Origin of the sequence: Pseudomonas sp. NFX71 (genome assembly GCF_048079215.1) — a bacterium.
Lineage (GTDB): Bacteria > Pseudomonadota > Gammaproteobacteria > Pseudomonadales > Pseudomonadaceae > Aquipseudomonas > Aquipseudomonas fluorescens_B.
In genome coordinates this window covers 4,582,169-4,597,981 of record NZ_CP182230.1, presented here as the reverse complement: position 1 = coordinate 4,597,981, position 15,813 = coordinate 4,582,169, and the positions used below count along the sequence as shown (strand labels likewise).

General features: G+C 60.4%; 17 protein-coding genes. 9 read left to right on the top strand and 8 right to left on the bottom strand.

Annotated elements, in window-relative coordinates:
• Positions 1-223 precede the first annotated feature (223 nt).
• Positions 224-1,051 carry a cupin domain-containing protein gene (locus ACM1ZW_RS21575; RefSeq protein ID WP_416739304.1) on the bottom strand — a complete coding sequence of 276 codons (828 nt, stop codon included), beginning with the start codon at positions 1,049-1,051 and terminating at the stop codon, positions 224-226.
• A gap of 134 nt (positions 1,052-1,185) precedes the next feature.
• On the opposite strand from ACM1ZW_RS21575, the gene ACM1ZW_RS21570 reads away from it, so the two are divergent.
• The 4 genes from ACM1ZW_RS21570 to ACM1ZW_RS21555 all read left to right on the top strand — a co-directional run bounded on the left by ACM1ZW_RS21570 (position 1,186) and on the right by ACM1ZW_RS21555 (position 3,015).
• Positions 1,186-1,704, top strand: a complete 519-nt coding sequence (locus ACM1ZW_RS21570) for a carboxymuconolactone decarboxylase family protein (protein ID WP_017338048.1) — start codon at positions 1,186-1,188, stop codon at positions 1,702-1,704.
• Between the two features lie 27 nt (positions 1,705-1,731).
• Positions 1,732-1,983 carry a glutaredoxin 3 gene (gene grxC, locus ACM1ZW_RS21565; protein ID WP_017338047.1) on the top strand — a complete coding sequence of 84 codons (252 nt, stop codon included), beginning with the start codon at positions 1,732-1,734 and terminating at the stop codon, positions 1,981-1,983.
• 145 nt (positions 1,984-2,128) lie between these two features.
• Positions 2,129-2,530: a hypothetical protein gene (locus ACM1ZW_RS21560; RefSeq protein WP_414878915.1), complete on the top strand. Its 402-nt coding sequence runs from the start codon at positions 2,129-2,131 to the stop codon at positions 2,528-2,530.
• Between the two features lie 203 nt (positions 2,531-2,733).
• Positions 2,734-3,015: a DUF3303 domain-containing protein gene (locus ACM1ZW_RS21555; protein ID WP_017338045.1), complete on the top strand. Its 282-nt coding sequence runs from the start codon at positions 2,734-2,736 to the stop codon at positions 3,013-3,015.
• A 41-nt stretch (positions 3,016-3,056) separates the two neighbouring features.
• On the opposite strand, the gene ACM1ZW_RS21550 is transcribed toward ACM1ZW_RS21555, so the two are convergent.
• The 4 genes from ACM1ZW_RS21550 to ACM1ZW_RS21535 form a co-directional block, all read right to left on the bottom strand.
• Positions 3,057-4,118, bottom strand: coding sequence for a hypothetical protein (locus ACM1ZW_RS21550; RefSeq protein WP_416739303.1), 1,062 nt, complete (start codon positions 4,116-4,118; stop codon positions 3,057-3,059).
• Between the two features lie 106 nt (positions 4,119-4,224).
• Positions 4,225-6,810 carry a DNA ligase D gene (gene ligD, locus ACM1ZW_RS21545; RefSeq protein WP_416739302.1) on the bottom strand — a complete coding sequence of 862 codons (2,586 nt, stop codon included), beginning with the start codon at positions 6,808-6,810 and terminating at the stop codon, positions 4,225-4,227.
• A gap of 3 nt (positions 6,811-6,813) precedes the next feature.
• Positions 6,814-7,806 (bottom strand): methyltransferase, encoded by a 993-nt coding sequence (locus ACM1ZW_RS21540; RefSeq protein ID WP_416739301.1) that lies wholly within the window; start codon positions 7,804-7,806, stop codon positions 6,814-6,816.
• A 10-nt stretch (positions 7,807-7,816) separates the two neighbouring features.
• Positions 7,817-9,202, bottom strand: coding sequence for an iron-containing redox enzyme family protein (locus ACM1ZW_RS21535; protein WP_416739300.1), 1,386 nt, complete (start codon positions 9,200-9,202; stop codon positions 7,817-7,819).
• Positions 9,203-9,396: 194 nt separating this feature from the next.
• On the opposite strand from ACM1ZW_RS21535, the gene ACM1ZW_RS21530 reads away from it, so the two are divergent.
• Positions 9,397-9,828: a cupin domain-containing protein gene (locus ACM1ZW_RS21530; RefSeq protein WP_017338040.1), complete on the top strand. Its 432-nt coding sequence runs from the start codon at positions 9,397-9,399 to the stop codon at positions 9,826-9,828.
• Positions 9,829-9,837: 9 nt separating this feature from the next.
• On the opposite strand, the gene ACM1ZW_RS21525 is transcribed toward ACM1ZW_RS21530, so the two are convergent.
• Positions 9,838-10,554, bottom strand: coding sequence for a tellurite resistance TerB family protein (locus ACM1ZW_RS21525; protein WP_017338039.1), 717 nt, complete (start codon positions 10,552-10,554; stop codon positions 9,838-9,840).
• Positions 10,555-11,155: 601 nt separating this feature from the next.
• Here ACM1ZW_RS21525 and pcsA point away from each other — a divergent pair.
• From pcsA to ACM1ZW_RS21510, 3 genes are all read left to right on the top strand, one after another.
• A complete protein-coding gene (gene pcsA / locus ACM1ZW_RS21520; protein ID WP_031318729.1) occupies positions 11,156-11,878 on the top strand; it encodes a phosphatidylcholine synthase in 723 nt (240 codons plus the stop codon).
• Positions 11,879-11,884: 6 nt separating this feature from the next.
• Positions 11,885-12,271: a DUF488 domain-containing protein gene (locus tag ACM1ZW_RS21515; protein ID WP_017338037.1), complete on the top strand. Its 387-nt coding sequence runs from the start codon at positions 11,885-11,887 to the stop codon at positions 12,269-12,271.
• Between the two features lie 167 nt (positions 12,272-12,438).
• Entirely contained in the window at positions 12,439-13,365 is a 927-nt protein-coding gene (locus tag ACM1ZW_RS21510) for a universal stress protein (RefSeq protein ID WP_414878908.1), read from the top strand.
• A 136-nt stretch (positions 13,366-13,501) separates the two neighbouring features.
• Here the strand turns inward: ACM1ZW_RS21510 and ACM1ZW_RS21505 are convergent, their stop codons facing one another.
• Both ACM1ZW_RS21505 and ACM1ZW_RS21500 read right to left on the bottom strand, forming a co-directional pair.
• Entirely contained in the window at positions 13,502-14,314 is an 813-nt protein-coding gene (locus ACM1ZW_RS21505) for a class I SAM-dependent methyltransferase (RefSeq protein WP_017338035.1), read from the bottom strand.
• A gap of 36 nt (positions 14,315-14,350) precedes the next feature.
• Positions 14,351-14,620, bottom strand: coding sequence for a DUF4242 domain-containing protein (locus ACM1ZW_RS21500; RefSeq protein ID WP_017338034.1), 270 nt, complete (start codon positions 14,618-14,620; stop codon positions 14,351-14,353).
• A gap of 182 nt (positions 14,621-14,802) precedes the next feature.
• On the opposite strand from ACM1ZW_RS21500, the gene ACM1ZW_RS21495 reads away from it, so the two are divergent.
• Positions 14,803-15,792, top strand: coding sequence for an AraC family transcriptional regulator (locus tag ACM1ZW_RS21495; protein WP_017338033.1), 990 nt, complete (start codon positions 14,803-14,805; stop codon positions 15,790-15,792).
• Positions 15,793-15,813: the final 21 nt, after the last annotated feature.

The following is a 15,813-nucleotide window of genomic DNA, read 5'->3' as shown; positions in this document are numbered from 1 at the left end:
AGTTGCTTGGAGCCTATAAGCACATCGCCATTACGTCAATGGTCCGTCACAACAATAAATAAAAATAAAATTCTACGGAGAATGGCGTCAAAAAAACGCCAACAAATGCCGTTGAATACGGTTCTCTCTATTCATATGAAACGGCTCAAGCGTGGGCTTTGGGCGCTTTCCAAGGTGTGATAGACCCGTTCCGCCCCCCCGCCGAAAGGCCGGCGACAAAAAACTATCGCAGCGTCCCGTTGCGCATCCATTCCCGCGGACTGACGCCAGTCTTGCGCCGAAACGCCCGAGCCAGCGCCGAAGGGCTTTCGTAGCCCACTTCCTCGGCAATCAGGGCGATGGACTTGCCTTCACGCAAGCGTTTCTGCGCCAGGCTGATGCGCCAGCTCACCAGATAATCAACCGGCGTCTGCCCCACCACCTGGCGAAAGTACTCGGCGAAGCTGGCCCGGGACATGTTGGCTGCCGATGACAATTGCGCCACGGTCCAGGCTTTGCCCGGGGTGTCATGCATCAGGCTCAACGAACGCGCCAGTCGCGGGTCGGCCAGGCCTGCCATCATGCCGGGGCTTTGCTGATGGTGAGTCAACAGGTGCCGCAGCAACTGGATCACGAGCATTTCGAACAAGCGGTCCATCATCGCTTCGCGACCGCAAATGCCACCGAAGGCTTCGTTGAACAGCCAGTCCAGCGTGCCGGTCATGCTGGGTATTTCGTCGAGCCCCAGCACCAGGTAATCGGGCAAGGCGGCCGCCAGCGCATTGCCCGCACCGCCATCGAAGGTCAGTGAGGCGCACACCAGTTGTGTGTCGGACGTCTCTGCAGCGAACAAGCGATGACGGAAGGGTCGGGGAAAAAAAATCAAGGTGGGCTTATTGATCTGGATATCGCGCTCATCGGCCAGCTTAAGGGTCAGGTCACCGTCCTTTAGCAAATGAAGGTGCCCACACGCCTGCTCACCGTCAAAACCCGTGGTGCCACAGAACGTGCCGCTGTGGAAGGTTCCGGCACTGACGCCGAAGTGGCTGAGCAACGTAGACAAGCGATCCATTGGCAGGCTCCCGAGGGAAAATCTGGACGATCTGTCGTATATCCTCGACGATTTGCACCCAATAGACCAGCGTCCGTCAATAACATGGACTCCGTACCCAGCGCACACCGCGCAGTCATCTACGGAGATCCATCATGAGCCGCATCAATACCCTGAGTCTTGAACACGCCACCGACACCACCCGCCCGCTGCTGGAAGGTGTGCAGAAAAAAATCGGTTTTCTGCCCAATGTCTTCAAGACGCTGGCCCATGCACCTGCGGTGCTTGCGTCTTATCTGCAACAGTCCGCGACCCTCGGTAAAACATCCCTGAGCGCCACCGAGAAAGAAGCGATCTTCCTCGCCACCTCTCAGGTGAATGGTTGCGACTACTGCCTGGCGGCCCACACCCTGTTTGCCGGCAAGGCCGGTTTGTCTGCACAAGACATCCTCAGCGCCCGTGATGGCCAGCTCAATGCGTTCGCCACCCTCGCCCGACAGATCACCGAAAGCCGGGGTCACTTGAACAGCGAGCAGATCGAGGCGGCACGGGCAGCCGGCATCGACGACAGCAAGATTGTCGAAGTGATCGGCCATGTGGCGTCGCAGACCCTGACCAATTACCTCAACAACGTTGCCCTGACCGAGATTGATTTCCCGGCCATCGATGCTTGAACGACTTTCAATTCGGGAGCACCGCTTATGAAGACCGTGACGCTCTATACCACCGACACCTGCCCTTATTGCCGCAACGCCAAAGCACTGCTGGCCAGTCGGGGCATTGCAGCCCAGGAATTCAACGTTCAATCAGAACCGGGGAAATTCCAGGAGATGCAAAGCCGCAGCGGTCGACGCAGCGTGCCGCAGATTTTTATCGGTGACACCCATGTCGGCGGTTTTGACGAACTGGCCAAGCTTGATCGTCAGGGAGGTTTGTTATCGATGCTGGCCTGAGACGACGGATTTTTGTTGGGGTGCATATCCGTTGCTGCGGTAACGGATATACATCCCCAAACCGCCGCGCTTTTAACAATGCCCCCTCGAGCACACCGGCGATCCCTATGGGCAAATCAGTACACAGCGCACTATGATTGCCGCCATGACAACACCGCTGCCGATCCGCCAACCCTGCCCGCCCGGTGCCTGCATCTGCGAGCGTGAACCGCTGCTGGAAACACCCGGCGCGGACCTGCGCATCCTGTTTCTGACTCGCACCGAGGAAAGGCGCCTGATCGAACGCCTGGAAAACCTCCAGAGCCTGAGCGACCTCGAACGGTTACAGCAACGGATGTACGAACAACTGGGCATCCGGGTAGAAGTCGCCCCGGGTTTCAACGAAGTCCGCACCATGCGCGGTATCGCCATCACCATCGCCGAACTGCCAGGCCTGTGCCGCAAAACCCGCCAGGCGATCCCGACCGCCATTCGCCGCGGTCTGGAAAAACGTCCGGAAATCGCCTACGAACTGCTCAACGCCAACGACCTGTTGCGCGATACCTGACGGTCAGGCGCCGCGATCAATTCCAGATGCAATAAAAGAGGATCAGCGGTCATACGCGAACCGTTCCGCGCTGCTATGCCTTCTCATGGGAGCAATTGCTTCAGCCCTGTCAGGGAGACACGGGAAACAGGCGTGGCCGTGGTCCCGGCGCCAGCCAGGCGCGCGAAGAGCAACAGGTGCCAGTCCGTAGCAGGAGGTGGCAAATGTTATTCATGGTCAGTTGGTCGATCAGTCCGCAAAACCGTAACAGCGTGATCAAGCGTTTCCTCGAGACCAAAGGGGCACCACCCGCCGGCGTCAAGATGTTGGGGCGCTGGCATGCCGTCGGCGGCTCGAGCGGTTTTGGCATCGCAGAAACCGATGATGTCGTACAGATTCAAAAGTGGGTGCTGGAATGGAATGACCTGATGAACATGGAGGTGCATGCGGCACTCACCGATGATCAGGCCGGGCCGCTGCTGGCGGCGGCTGTCAGCCAGCAATAAACGTTCGGGGCGGCGAGTGCCGCTCGCCGCCCGGCACCCTGTCAGCGTTTCCAGCACTCTGCGTAACGCGCGCACACGCCATACTGCCGATCCATTTGCGCCATTCGGTCGAGATGGTGATTGATGGTTTCGAGCAAGAGATTCTGGCTGGTCTGGACGTAAAACTTCGCCATCGTCTTGCGCTCTTCAGACGCCGCAAAGTGCGTAGGCCTGGACGCCTTGTCCTCAGGATGTGCCCATTGTTCCAGTTGCTGATCGGTCAGTCGTTGCAGGCGCAGACGGTATTTGTCGCTGTAACGCTTGAACGTTTCCGCCTTGTTTCCCGCCGCTTCTTCGTCGAAGGCAATCAGGTTCTGGCGGTACAGGGTCCAGTAATCGTCCGGCAGGGTAAAGCCCAGCTTCGCCTTGCGTTCGGCAATCAGCTTGTCGAGTTTTTCCGCTGTGTAGCGTTCGCTGCTGTCCTTGGCCGGGTCCGGCTTCATGCCGGCGATGGTCGCACCGTCGAAGATCCGCTCTATCAACATCACCCGCTGAGGCGTGTCGGGGAGCGCGGGCGGAAGCGCCGGGAATGACGTGCCGCGACCGACACAGGCAGGCAAGCCCTTGTCCATGACCGGCATCGGCAACCGCACCGCACGGCCATCGATGCGCTTCAACTGATTCAACAGCACGCCGCAACGGCCGTCGCGCAGATTTAACGTCACCTCGTATTCAGCATTGCGCTCGGGTGTCAGGCTCAAACTGGTGACACACACCCAGTTGCTGCCACTCGTGGCGAGGTGCAGGTAATTATCCTGGTCGGGTTTGACCTTGATCTCCAGATAGCCCCTGGCATCGGCCGGCGGCGCGACACTCATGCCCACCCGACGCTCGGTATCACGGGCGTACAGGTTGTTGAGTTCACCGGTGACTCGCCCCTGACAATGTTCCGGATCGTAGTAGTAGAGCTTCGCATTGCTGGTGTTGGCGATGAAGCGCACCTTGGCGGCGTCGGGCTCGGTGGCATCGGTGTAAGTGTCTTTGACGGCGCAGCCGCTGAGCAGAGCGGACAGAAGCGCCGCGACAGCAATGACGCGTGTGGAGCGATTGAAGGAAACCGGCATTGGATCGTCCCTGACGCGCGAAGGCTATGGAGAGGGCGCGATGCTACTAAAGGGCCACTACCCTGTCCATCGCGCACATCAGAGCATATTAATCCGGCTGAAAAGGCTACTTCTTCATCCCCACCCGCCGCCGCATCTCGGCGGTAATCGTCTGTTTCGTTTTCTTCAGGTCGGCCCAAGGCCCGTCGCCCACCTCGGCCAAGCGCTCATGCACCGTGTGGATGTTCCACTGATTGCCGCCCTTGAGCCCGGCCACCTCCTCGCGAAAGATCGGCACCGACACCGGCAGCCCTTCGCGGGTGCGGGCGGCGTAGGCACAAATGGTGGTGGCGCCGAGGCCGTTGCGCAGGTAATCGATGAAGATCCGACCCACCCGGTTCTTCGGCCCCGACACCGCGGAAAACCGTTCCGGCAACAGTTTGGCCATGTGACTGACGATGGCGTGGCTGAAATCCTTCACTTCATCCCAGCCGAGCTTGCGGGTCAGCGGCACCACGAGGTGAATGCCTTTACCGCCGCTGGTCTTGAGAAAAGCCTTGAGCCCCAGCTCATCCAGCACCGACAGCGTCAGCTGAGTCGCCTCGACCATGCTTTTCCACGGCAGCGCCGGGTCCGGGTCGAGGTCGAGAACGAAGCGATCGGGCTTGTCGAGGTTGTCCGACGTGGCGTTCCAGGTATGCAGCTCGACGGTGCTCATCTGTACGGCACCGATCAGTGCTTCGGCGCTGTTGATGATCATGATCGGCTGACCGGTGAGTTCCTTGTCGAGTGTGGTAATCCCGGGAATGGCCAGGCGTTCGGCGTTCTTCTGGAAAAACAATTCACCGGCAATACCGTCCGGCGCACGAACCAGCGCCACGGGCCGGTCTTTCAATTCGGGCAGAATCCATTCGGCGACGCGGGCGTAATACTCCGCCAGCTGCACTTTGGTCGTGCCGCTGCTGGCGTCGATGACCCGGTCCGGGTGAGTGATCCGCACCTTGCCCTCGCCCAGACCGAGTTGTGACGGCGCCGGTGCGGCTTTTTCCGAGCTTTTCTTTTGGCGGGTGGCAGGTTTTTCTGCGGTGCTTTTCTTCACCACTTTCGGGCGCTCCTCGGTGATGTCGTCGGCCGGCTTGTCGTCGCGCAGGCCATGGAACACGGCGTGGCGCACCGAGCCTTCCTTGGTCATTTCGGCAAAGGCAATCTCAGCCAGCAGAACGGGTTTGAGCCAGTGCACACCTTTGGCGTCAAAACCGGTCGGTGGATTGACCACTGACGGCTTCCTGGTCTGCAACGGTTTCAGTTGCTCGTAAATACTCTTAAGCGTTGTCTCGTTGAAACCGGTGCCGACCTTGCCGGCATACCGCAGCTGACCGCTGTCCCGGTCGTGCAGCCCCAGCAGCAACGCGCCAAACGCATTGCGCGATCCTTTCGGATCGGTGTAGCCGACTACCACAAATTCTTGTCGGTGCTTGCACTTGAGCTTGATCCAGTCGCTGCTGCGACGCGACACGTAAGGTGAGCCCAGGCGTTTGCCGATCAGCCCCTCCATCTGCATCTGGCAGGCGCTGTTGAGCAAAGCGTCGGGCTCTTCGGCGAACGCGTCGGAGAACCGCAACAACGGATCTTCATTCGGCTTGAGCACCGTCGCCAGCGCGACCCGACGCTCTTCGACCGGCACCTCGCGCAGATCCACGCCATTGAGATAAGGCATGTCGAACAGGTAGTAAAGAATATTGCCGCTGCGCCCGGAGTCGAAGGCGTTTTGCAGCGCTTGAAAGTCCGGCACGCCCTGCTCGTTGGCAACCACCATTTCACCGTCAAGCCAGGCCGACTCGAGTTGCAGCGAAGCCAATGCCTCGGCTTGTTTCGGCAGTTTGTGGGTCCAGTCGTGACCGTTGCGGGTGAACAGCTTGACCTCGCCATGGTCGATGCGAGCCATGATCCGATAACCGTCGAACTTGATCTCGTAGCTCCATTCACCGTCCGGGGCTTTTTCCACCAGCGTCGCCAGTTCGGGTTTCATCAGGTCCGGCATTTTCGCTTTGTGCGCACCGGTAAGTTGCGCCGCCTGTTGTTTAGCCGCAACTTTGCGCGCCGGTTTTTTGATGGGCTTGGGTTTGTCCGCTGCTTTCGGTTTTCTCGCAACGATTGTCCGGTCACTGAGCACACTGTCCGGCTCGGCGGCGACCACGTCGTAATCGCTTTCGGGTTTGGCGGCGCTGTCCTGATGCTTGATCAGGAACCATTGCTCCTGCTTGCCCGGCATATGCGTACGCACCAGGTTCCACAGGCCGCCGAGCTTCTCGCCCTGCAGTTCGAATTTGAGCTTGCCCTTGGCGTAGGCCTTTACCGGGTCTTCCTGCGGAATCCAGACACCACGGTCCCAGACAATCACGTCACCGGCACCGTAATGCCCTTCGGGAATGCTGCCCTCGAACGTGGCGTAATCCAACGGATGGTCTTCGACATGCACCGCCAGGCGCTTGACCTTGGGGTCCAGAGACGGGCCTTTCGGCACCGCCCAACTCTTCAACGCACCATCGAGTTCCAGGCGAAAGTCATAATGCAGGCGCGAGGCGTCATGTTTCTGGATGCAGAACTGCAAGGCGTGATCTTTCGCGGCTTTCTTGCCCGAATGTTTAGCGGCCGGCTCAGAGGTCGCCGAGAAGTCGCGCATGCGGTTGTAGTCATCCAGGTTCTTGTTCATGGCTCACTCACCTGTGGCTGATTCAACGCTGCCCCCGATGCCCGGAGCGAGACGCGTAACGATCAGCGCGACCACTGCGATCCGCTCCACCCTTTGGTAGTCGGGCATCAACAGTTCTTCGCCAAACACATCGGGATCGATCTCGCGATAGGTCCAGCCGAACCGGGCCGAATCCAGGTACGGCGCCAACGCGGCGATAAACGGATCGCAGCCGTCGACCATTGCCACTCCGGTGTATAACACCAGCGAACCGCCAGCGGTCAGTCGATTCAGCGCCTGCTCGACAATGCGCACCGACAATTGCGCGCCAAGCGCCCCGCCGCCGTGGCGATAGGCACGCTCGGCCGGGTCGGCCATGTAGGGCGGATTGGCAACGATCAGGTCGAATGTGCCGTCGACATCCTGCAGCACATCACTGGTTTCAATACTGACGTTGGCCACTTCGGCGAGCGCTGCATTCACAGCCGTTAGGCGGAGCGCCGCCGGGTTGATGTCGACCGCCAGCACCTCGGCCTCACGGCGTGCGCGAGCAATCACGATGGCGCCGACGCCAGCGCCGCAGCCGATGTCCACGGCGCGTCTGATCGGCGCGAAACGCTGTTGCAGATGGGCGTGAATCAACTGGGCAAAACGGTAGGTATCCGGACCAAAGAACACTGCGTCGGCCGCGTCCGTGGGGAATCCGGAATGCACGAACAGCAGGTCATCGAGGCTGGACCAGCGTACTCGGCTTTTCAGCCGGCCATTGCTCTCTTCGAGAACGCCCGCCTGTTGTAATTGCCGCTGTTCGTCCGCCGATAACAGACCCGGCTCGAATGGCCGCGACCAACCGAACACCTCGCGCAGGGTCCGGGCACTCTGGCCGAACGCGCGGTCATTGACTCGCTGATGGGTCAGCGGCGTCGGGGTGATAAAGCGGTAACCGTCCGCTTGCAAGCGGCGCCCCAATTGCAGCAAGGCCAGATCCGCAGCCCCCAGTTGTTCTTCCTGATTCATGCCGTGCACCCTATCGAAGGCTGGATTTGAGTTCGATGAATCGCCGCGTGGCCATCAGGCCGGCAGGATGGGCATGTCGATGGGCCGACAGCCACGGAATCAGCACCGGCATTTGCTCGGCGGCGGACAATCCTTCCAGCGCGGCTTGCAGGGTTTGAATATCCGGGTCGCTGGCGGGCAACACCGGCTCGACCGCGCCACTGCTCAGGCGGCGAGCCGCAGGTGCTGAACGCTCCGCTGTCCAGTCACCCGAGATCCAGTCGTGCAGCAGTTGCTTTTCGTAAGGACTGAACACACCGAACATGGCCGCACCGTCGCCATCAATCAACTGCCAGAAGCGGCTCTCCTGCGGGTCCTGATGACGTTTGATCCAGCCCTTGTTTTCCATGGCATCGAGAAAACCTGGCAACTGCTCCGGCGAGGTCAACCATTGATTGACGGTCTTGCCCTCGAACCGGCAATAGTCGGAATGCATGTGCTGGCCGAACGGGCGTTTGCGTTCCAGCATGTTCAACACTTCAGCGTAAAGGTCGAACGACTCGATAATCGCGCGACTGCCCTGCCCCAGGTCATTGAGCCGGTAGCCCAGCGCGACCCTGCGCAAAAAGTCCTCGCGATCGCCTTCGATCGGCAGCAGTTGCAGCACCGATTGCACTGCTTTTTGCGCGTGCCCGGTGCTGGCATTGTCGATGGTCACGTGCAAGGTGAAGTAATACGGATCGATACCCAGTTCGCTGAGCTCGTAGGCGCTGATCAACAAATGCAGCGGCAGCTGTTCGTAGCCGAGGTTGTAGCCGATCACTTCTGGCAAAAAGTCGTCGGCGCATTCGCCCAGCGCCAGTTGAATCGCGCCTTGCAGGTAATGCTCATCGGCAATGACGCCGCTGTCCTGCAAACCGAGTTCGGCGAGAAGCTTGCGGTAGATCACCACATGATTCTGGGCCGGGTTGCCATCGCCCAACTCCTCCAGATAGGTGCAGATCAGCCCTTCGAAACGCGGGTCGCGCCAGTGCTGCAACAGGCCGTACAACCAGGCACCGTCCACCAGTTTGGTCGGGCTGACGGCTTGCAGGAAGAACAGCGCGTGGGCCTTGTTGCTGAAGAACTGCCGTGGCCCGCCTTCCTTGCGGGCGCTCAGGTAATCAGCATATTGGCGCGCCACATCGGTGCTGTGCTGCTCGACGAAGGATTGCAGGGCCGACACGTCCTCCGGTATTTCTTCGGGAAGGTCTGCGGACCGTTGCAGTTGCGCTTTCAGGAACGTATTGCCGAGTGCGCGGCGTTGCTCGGCATCGTCGCCCAGCAGTAACTGTTCATAGCACTGCTTCAGGCTGCCGGCAGTCGGGATGGCGTGCTCGTGGGAAGGCTGGGCTTCAAGTCGTGTCAGGGCAGTCATGGGCGCATCTCTCGGTCTATGGCCAGTGGCAGGACGCTGAATCATCACGTCTCTAATTCAGCAGAGCGATTTGCCCGGAGAAAAATTCAATCGGGGTTGAAATTACCCTGACAGACGGCCTTGCGCGGTCGCACCCGGCGCGGTTCGAGTGAATATACTCAACCGAGTGTGGACTCATCTTCGGGAGAGCAGTCATGCGAACGGTTCACGTCATCGGGTCTGGAAAAACCCCCAGGCCGGTCAATGTCGTGGGTGAGGCGATCACGATTCTCGCGGGCGGTGATCTGAGCAAGCCCTTTGAGGTGCACATCCAGGAAGGCGTGCAGGGAGGCGGCCCGCCACTGCACTTTCATCCTTGGGATGAGGCGTTCTACGTGATTGACGGGCAGGTGGAAGTGACGGTCGAGGGCACCTCCACCACCGTCTCGGCCGGCGGTTACGTGCATATACCCGGTGGGTCCATCCATGCCTACAAGAACATCAGCGCCACGGCGAAGATGATCGGCGTGGTGTCTGATCCACGGGGCGGCCAGTTCTTTGCGGCAGTGGACCGGCTCAGGGTGCCGGAGGATTTGCCGCAGATACTGGAGATTGCCGAAGCGCACGGGGTGACGTTTCTGGTGTAGGCCGACCGGTCAGGCCGCACCGCCCTTGGCCTGCTGTTCCAGATGCACCTGCAAATCCGGATCGATCTGCAACGCCGCCGCCAGTTCATCGAGGTAGCTGCGTTCGGCGTCCTGCTGATCGTCCACCAGCATCACGCTGGCCAGGTACATTTCCGCGGCTATCGCCGGGTCCGTCGCCGCCTCCGCCACATTGGCGGCATCGAGCGGACGGGCAACTTCATTGTCCAGCCATTGCTGGAGTTCCGGGTCATCGGTGTGGCGGCCGAGTTCAGTGCTGATCATCTGTTTCTCGGCGTCATCGATCCGGCCATCGGCCTTTGCCGCTGCTATTAATGCTCGCAGGACGGCGTGGCTGTGATCCTCGACTTCCGGGCCGGATAACAGGTCCACGGTGCGGGGTGCCTGTTGCGGCGCGGCCGCCTGGCTGCGCTGCCAGGCCTGATACGCTTGAAAAGCCATCATGCCGAGGGAGGCCAGCGCCGCGTACTGGGTGCCGCCACCGGAGCGCCGCTGGGTTGAACCGCCCAAGCCGGAGCCGCCGCCGAGCAGTCCTCCCAGCAAACCGCCCAATCCGCTGTTTGCACCGCCCCCTGCGCCCAGCAGGCCCCCGAGCAATCCGCCAAGACCGCCACCCATGCCGCCCTGGCCTGGTACGCCGCTACCTTGCTGTGTCATCGAGCCCTGGCCGGCTCGCAGGAGTTGTTCGAGCAAATCGCTGGTATTCATGACGACGTCCTCATGGGTTGGGTCAGGCAACAATAGTCCTCGCAGGCTATTGCGCCAGCACCGTTTGGCTGACTTCGTGGGCGATCTGAATCAATGCGGTGTCTGGACGTCCATCGCTAGCAGGCTAGCTCCCACAGTGGATTGGCGGGTGGCATGACATGGGTGTTCACCGCCGATGATCTTGACGGAATTCAGGTCGGCTATCAGGCCGCCTCGCTTTGTTTTTGATTTTGATCTTGATCTGCCCCGTCGGGAGGCCGTACGTCAGGGGCGCTGGCGCTTGGTTACTTGGCGCTTTTCCAAGTAACCCGCTGTAAGAGCGGAACCCATAGCCGCTGTTACCGCAGAAACGGATATGTACCAGCACAGTCCGCCGGGGACATTCCCCATCGTCAAGAATGTCAGTCCCACTCAAGCATTTTCTCAAACGAACAGCCTCAGGATTAATCCGAAGTATTTTTTGGCGGCGCAGCTAAGATTCACAGACGGTGAACCTTATTCCTGGATTTCCGGTCGATACCTGCAACCCGACCCGGTTTGCCGCCGCCCTCGATCGACGAGGGTGATGACTGGCTTGCTTCACTTTCTGGAGAACGCCCCCGTGATTTCGACTCTACACATCGCCAGGCTCAAAGCATGGGGCGCCCATGGTTTTACCGCCACTGGCGTGGTCACTGCCTTCCTCGCAACCCTCGCCCTGCTGGAAAACCAGCCCACCAACTGCCTGCTGTGGCTGGGCGTCGCCCTGATCGTCGACGGGCTGGACGGTGCGTTGGCGCGCAAGGTCAATGTCCAGTCGGTACTGCCGAGTTTCGACGGTTCGATCCTCGATCTGGTGATCGATTACCTCACGTATGTGTTCATTCCGGCGCTGTTCATCTATCGCTACATTCCATTGCCGGACTACACGTTGCTGCTGACCGTGTCGCTGATTCTGGTCTCGTCGCTGTTTTGCTTCTGCAACGTCAATATGAAAAGCAAGGACAACTACTTCCAGGGCTTCCCCGCGGCCTGGAACGTGGTTGCGCTATGCCTGTACATCATCGCACCGTCGCCGTGGATCACCCTGCTCACCGTCATCGGCCTGGCACTGCTGACCGTGACCCGGATGAAATTCCTGCACCCGTTCCGCGTGCGCAAGTTCATGCCGATCAACATTGCCGTGACCGCCATCTGGTTGCTGTGCAGCTTGTCGCTGGTCATCAACCACCCGGTGATCAACCCGATGGTCATGGGGCTTTGGCTGCTGATGTCGGCCTACTTTCTGGGGATCTGCATCTGGCGTACGGCGCTGGAGTGGTTTGACGGGTCGCGGCTCCGGTAAGTCGCCATGCCCATTCATATCGTGCGACTCGGTTCACCTCGCTTGCCCGATGAAGGCCTGCGTTTAGGCACGGTGCGCCGCCCGCCTCGGGGTGTGCCGAAAGCCGAGTTTGCCAGCCGTGATTTTTATGATGTGTGGCAGCCGCTGTTGTCGCCCAGTGCGGAACTGGTTGCAGAAGCAAAAGCCGCAGAAGACGAAAAAGCCTGGGAGGCTTTTCGGCGCAAGTTCAAGGCTGAAATGAATCATCCTGCCGCCAGCCAGCTGCTCGATTTGTTGGCGGCCCTCTCCCATCAAACCTCGATGGCCATCGGGTGCTATTGCGAGGTTGAAGCGCACTGCCATCGCTCCGTATTGCGCGAACTGCTAAAGGCACGCGGCGCCAAAGTGGTATAGGCCGCGCGAACGCCAAATGCCCCCTGTGCCCACCTGACGGACAGGACGTCGAACATGGTCAATACTTGAAGGATTGAATGCCTGTCGAATGACCGCGCACCGGGCGGCAATGTCCAGGCTGTTGCAACGGGACCATCACCTGCTCGTTCACCCACGGGAGGTTTGTCATGTCTGAGCAATCACGTTTCATGCTGGTCGCCTCGCCCCTGATGGAACACAGCCCCGCCTTCGACCGGGCCGCGGCGCTGGCCAAGGCCGAAGACGCGGCGCTGCACATTGTGGCGTTCGATTATCTGGAAGGCCTGGCGACCGCCAGCCTGGTCAACGAAAAAGCGCTGGAGCAAATGCGCCTGGGCTATGTCGATCGACACCGGCAATGGCTTGAGGAACAGGCCCGGCCGTTGCGCAAGATCGGCGTGAAGGTCACCACCGAAGTGACGTGGGTCGAACGTCCGCTGGAAGAAATACTGATTCACCTCAAAGAACAACCGATGGACGTGCTGATCAAGGCGCTGGAGCCGCATTCGATGCTCTCAAGGCTGATGTTCACGCCTCTTGATGTGCATCTGCTGCGTGAGTGCCCGGTGCCGCTGCATTTCGTCAGCCATGCCGTGCATGCCCTGCCCCGCAGGATTGTTGCGGCGGTCGATCCTTTTCATCGGGATGATCAGTACAAAAGCTTCAACGACCGGATCCTTCACGAAGCGTTGAAACTGGCGAGCGTCTGCGATGCCGAACTGGACGTGGTCTACGCCTACGACCTGTCATCCATCAGCGCCGACGAATTCGGCTTCGACAATGGCTCTGCGTTTTTCTCTTCGGCCAAGGCCAGAACCGTATTCGACTATCAGGAGGAAGCCTTCCACGAGCTGGTCGAACGTAACGGCATCGCGCCGGAGCAACGGCACATGATCATGGGCAACCCGGCCAAGGTGTTGACCCGCTATGCCGATGCCTTCGACGTCGACGTGCTGGTCATGGGCCGGATCGGCCATCGTGGCCTCGGGCGGCTGATAGGCAGCACGGTGGAGCACCTGCTGTACAAAATGCCGTGCAGTGTCTGGGTGGTGTACACCGAGCGGCTGGATGAGTAATCAATCGACCAGACACCCCACATCCCTGTGGGAGCGGGCGTGCTCGCGAAGGCGGTCTTTCAGTCGACAATGATGTTGCCTGACACTCCGCCTTCGCGAGCACGCCCGCTCCCACAAGGGGTTTTGCGTGGACCGGTCAACGCCTTGTGATCACCACCTCAAGGTATTCACTCGGCACCACCAGCGACTTGTCTCCCGCCCGGTTCATGTGGTTTATCAGCTCGGTCAGATCCCCTTCAAGGGCTGTGGCACCTTCCGGTGGCAGCGCCGCGAACGCCTTGTGGACCGGGCCGTACCAGGTGCGGAACGTGTCGATGAAATGCGCCGCCGAGCGGTAACGAAAGTTGAAGAACCGCCGGGTCACCTGGAGCAGGAAATCCCGCTCATCGAAGTGCGCATGCAACCAGGCCTCGGTGCCCCAGTTCGAGGGCGGTTGAGCCCCTGGCGGTGGCGGCAGATGGCGGCCGAGGGTTTTGAACATCTGGCCGACAAAGCCTTCGGGCGTCCAGTTGGCCAGGCCGATCCGGCCACCGGGGCGACAGACCCGTGCCAGTTCCGCAGCAGCCTTTGCCTGGTCCGGTGTAAACATCACACCGAAAGTCGAAAGCACGGCATCGAAACTGCCATCCTCGAAAGGCAATGCCTCGGCGTCGGCCACTTGAAAAGTGACCTCCAGGCGTTCGGCCCGGGCCCGGTCTTCGCCACGCTCAAGCAGGGCAGCGACATAGTCGGTTGAGGTGACGTGAGCGCCACGGCGCGCGGCTGCCAGCGTCGCATTGCCGTTACCGGCGGCGACGTCAAGCACGCGTTCATCGCAAAGCAGGTCGCAGGCTTCGGCCAACTGCTCGCCGACAATCTGCAAGGTGGTGCCGATCACGGCATAGTCGCCGCTGGCCCAGGAGGCCATCTGGCGGTTTTTCAGGGCAGTGAGATCAATGGGTGTACTCATTAAATCCGCTCCGATACAGGGTGGAACATCCCCGGCTCATTCTGCCGTGGTGGGATCGATGATGGATGTGACCCGGGAAATGCTGTTGGCCGGGAAACCGCTCTGCCTGGCGTGTTCCCTGATCAACTCTTCGCTGGGCGAGATGTACACACAGTAGAGCTTGTCGCCGGTGACATAGCTCTGCTGCCACTGCACCTCCGGCAAATCGCGCAACGCCCTGCAGGACTTTTGCGAAGCCGCTTTCAAATCCCTTTCTGACAGTGTTCCAGCACCCGGAATCTCGCGTTCAATGACGAACTTCGGCATGGCAACCTCTCATTCTTGTTATTGATGACAGGGTCGGCAGACCCTGTGTGACCACTATCGCGCTGCTGGCCGGGGGCGTCCTGCCCGATCGTCGGCCAACACTGTCCGATCGTCCGGAGGTTTTGCGTTGCGCCGCGACAGGCTCACAATCAAAAGCTGCCCGCCCACAGGGGAAAACCACCATGGACGCCCTGTCCCAGACCCTGCGCGTCGTCCGCCTGGTCGGCGCAATTTTCATCAACGCCAGGTTCACCGCGCCCTGGTGCTACCAGTCGCCGAGCGCCGATACGGCAGCGCCGTTCCTGGAGCCCGGCGCCGAACGCGTGGTGATCTTTCACTTGATCACCGAAGGCGAGTGTTTTGTCGAACTCGGCGATGATCCGCCCCTTCTCTTAACGGCCGGTGATGTGGTGGTGTTCCCTCAGGGAGACGCGCACCGCATGAGCTCGGCACCCGGCCTCAAACCGGCAACAGGGGCGCGGCTGGACGTGGTGCTGTCACGGCGTCCGCGGCAGTTGAGCTACGGCGGTGGCGGCACAGTCACGCGGCTGGTGTGCGGCTATCTGGCGTGCGACACGCGGTTGGCGGGCATGTTGCTGACCGGGTTGCCGGCCGTGGTGCGGGTCAATGTGCGGGATTCGAATGCCGGCATGTGGCTGGAATCGTCGGTTCGTTACGCACTGACTGAAGCACGCTCGCCGAGGCCCGGCGGCGAAGGGGTTCTGGCCAAACTCGCCGAGGTGCTGTTCATCGAGGTGCTGCGCCTGTACATGCACGAACAGGGCGAAGGACGAACGGGATGGCTGGCGGGCGTGGGTGACCGGATCGTTGGCGCCGCCCTCAACGCGTTGCACAAAAAACCCTGTCATGCCTGGACACTGGATGAACTGGCGCGCACCGCCGGCACGTCAAGATCGGTGTTGGCCGAACGCTTTCAACAATTGGTGGGCATTTCGCCGATGCAGTACCTGACGCAATGGCGGATGCTGCTGGCGGCGAACCTGTTACGCAGCAGTAACAGCTCATTGTTGCGCATCGCCGAAGAGGTCGGCTACCAGACCGACACGGCCTTCAGCCGAGCATTTCGTCGTGAGTTCGGCGCGCCGCCCGCGGCATGGCGACGAGGTCAGACGGCTTCGCGGAGCCACCTCGGGATTGCCGGGACGTCGTGAATCGGCTCTTATGGGCCACCG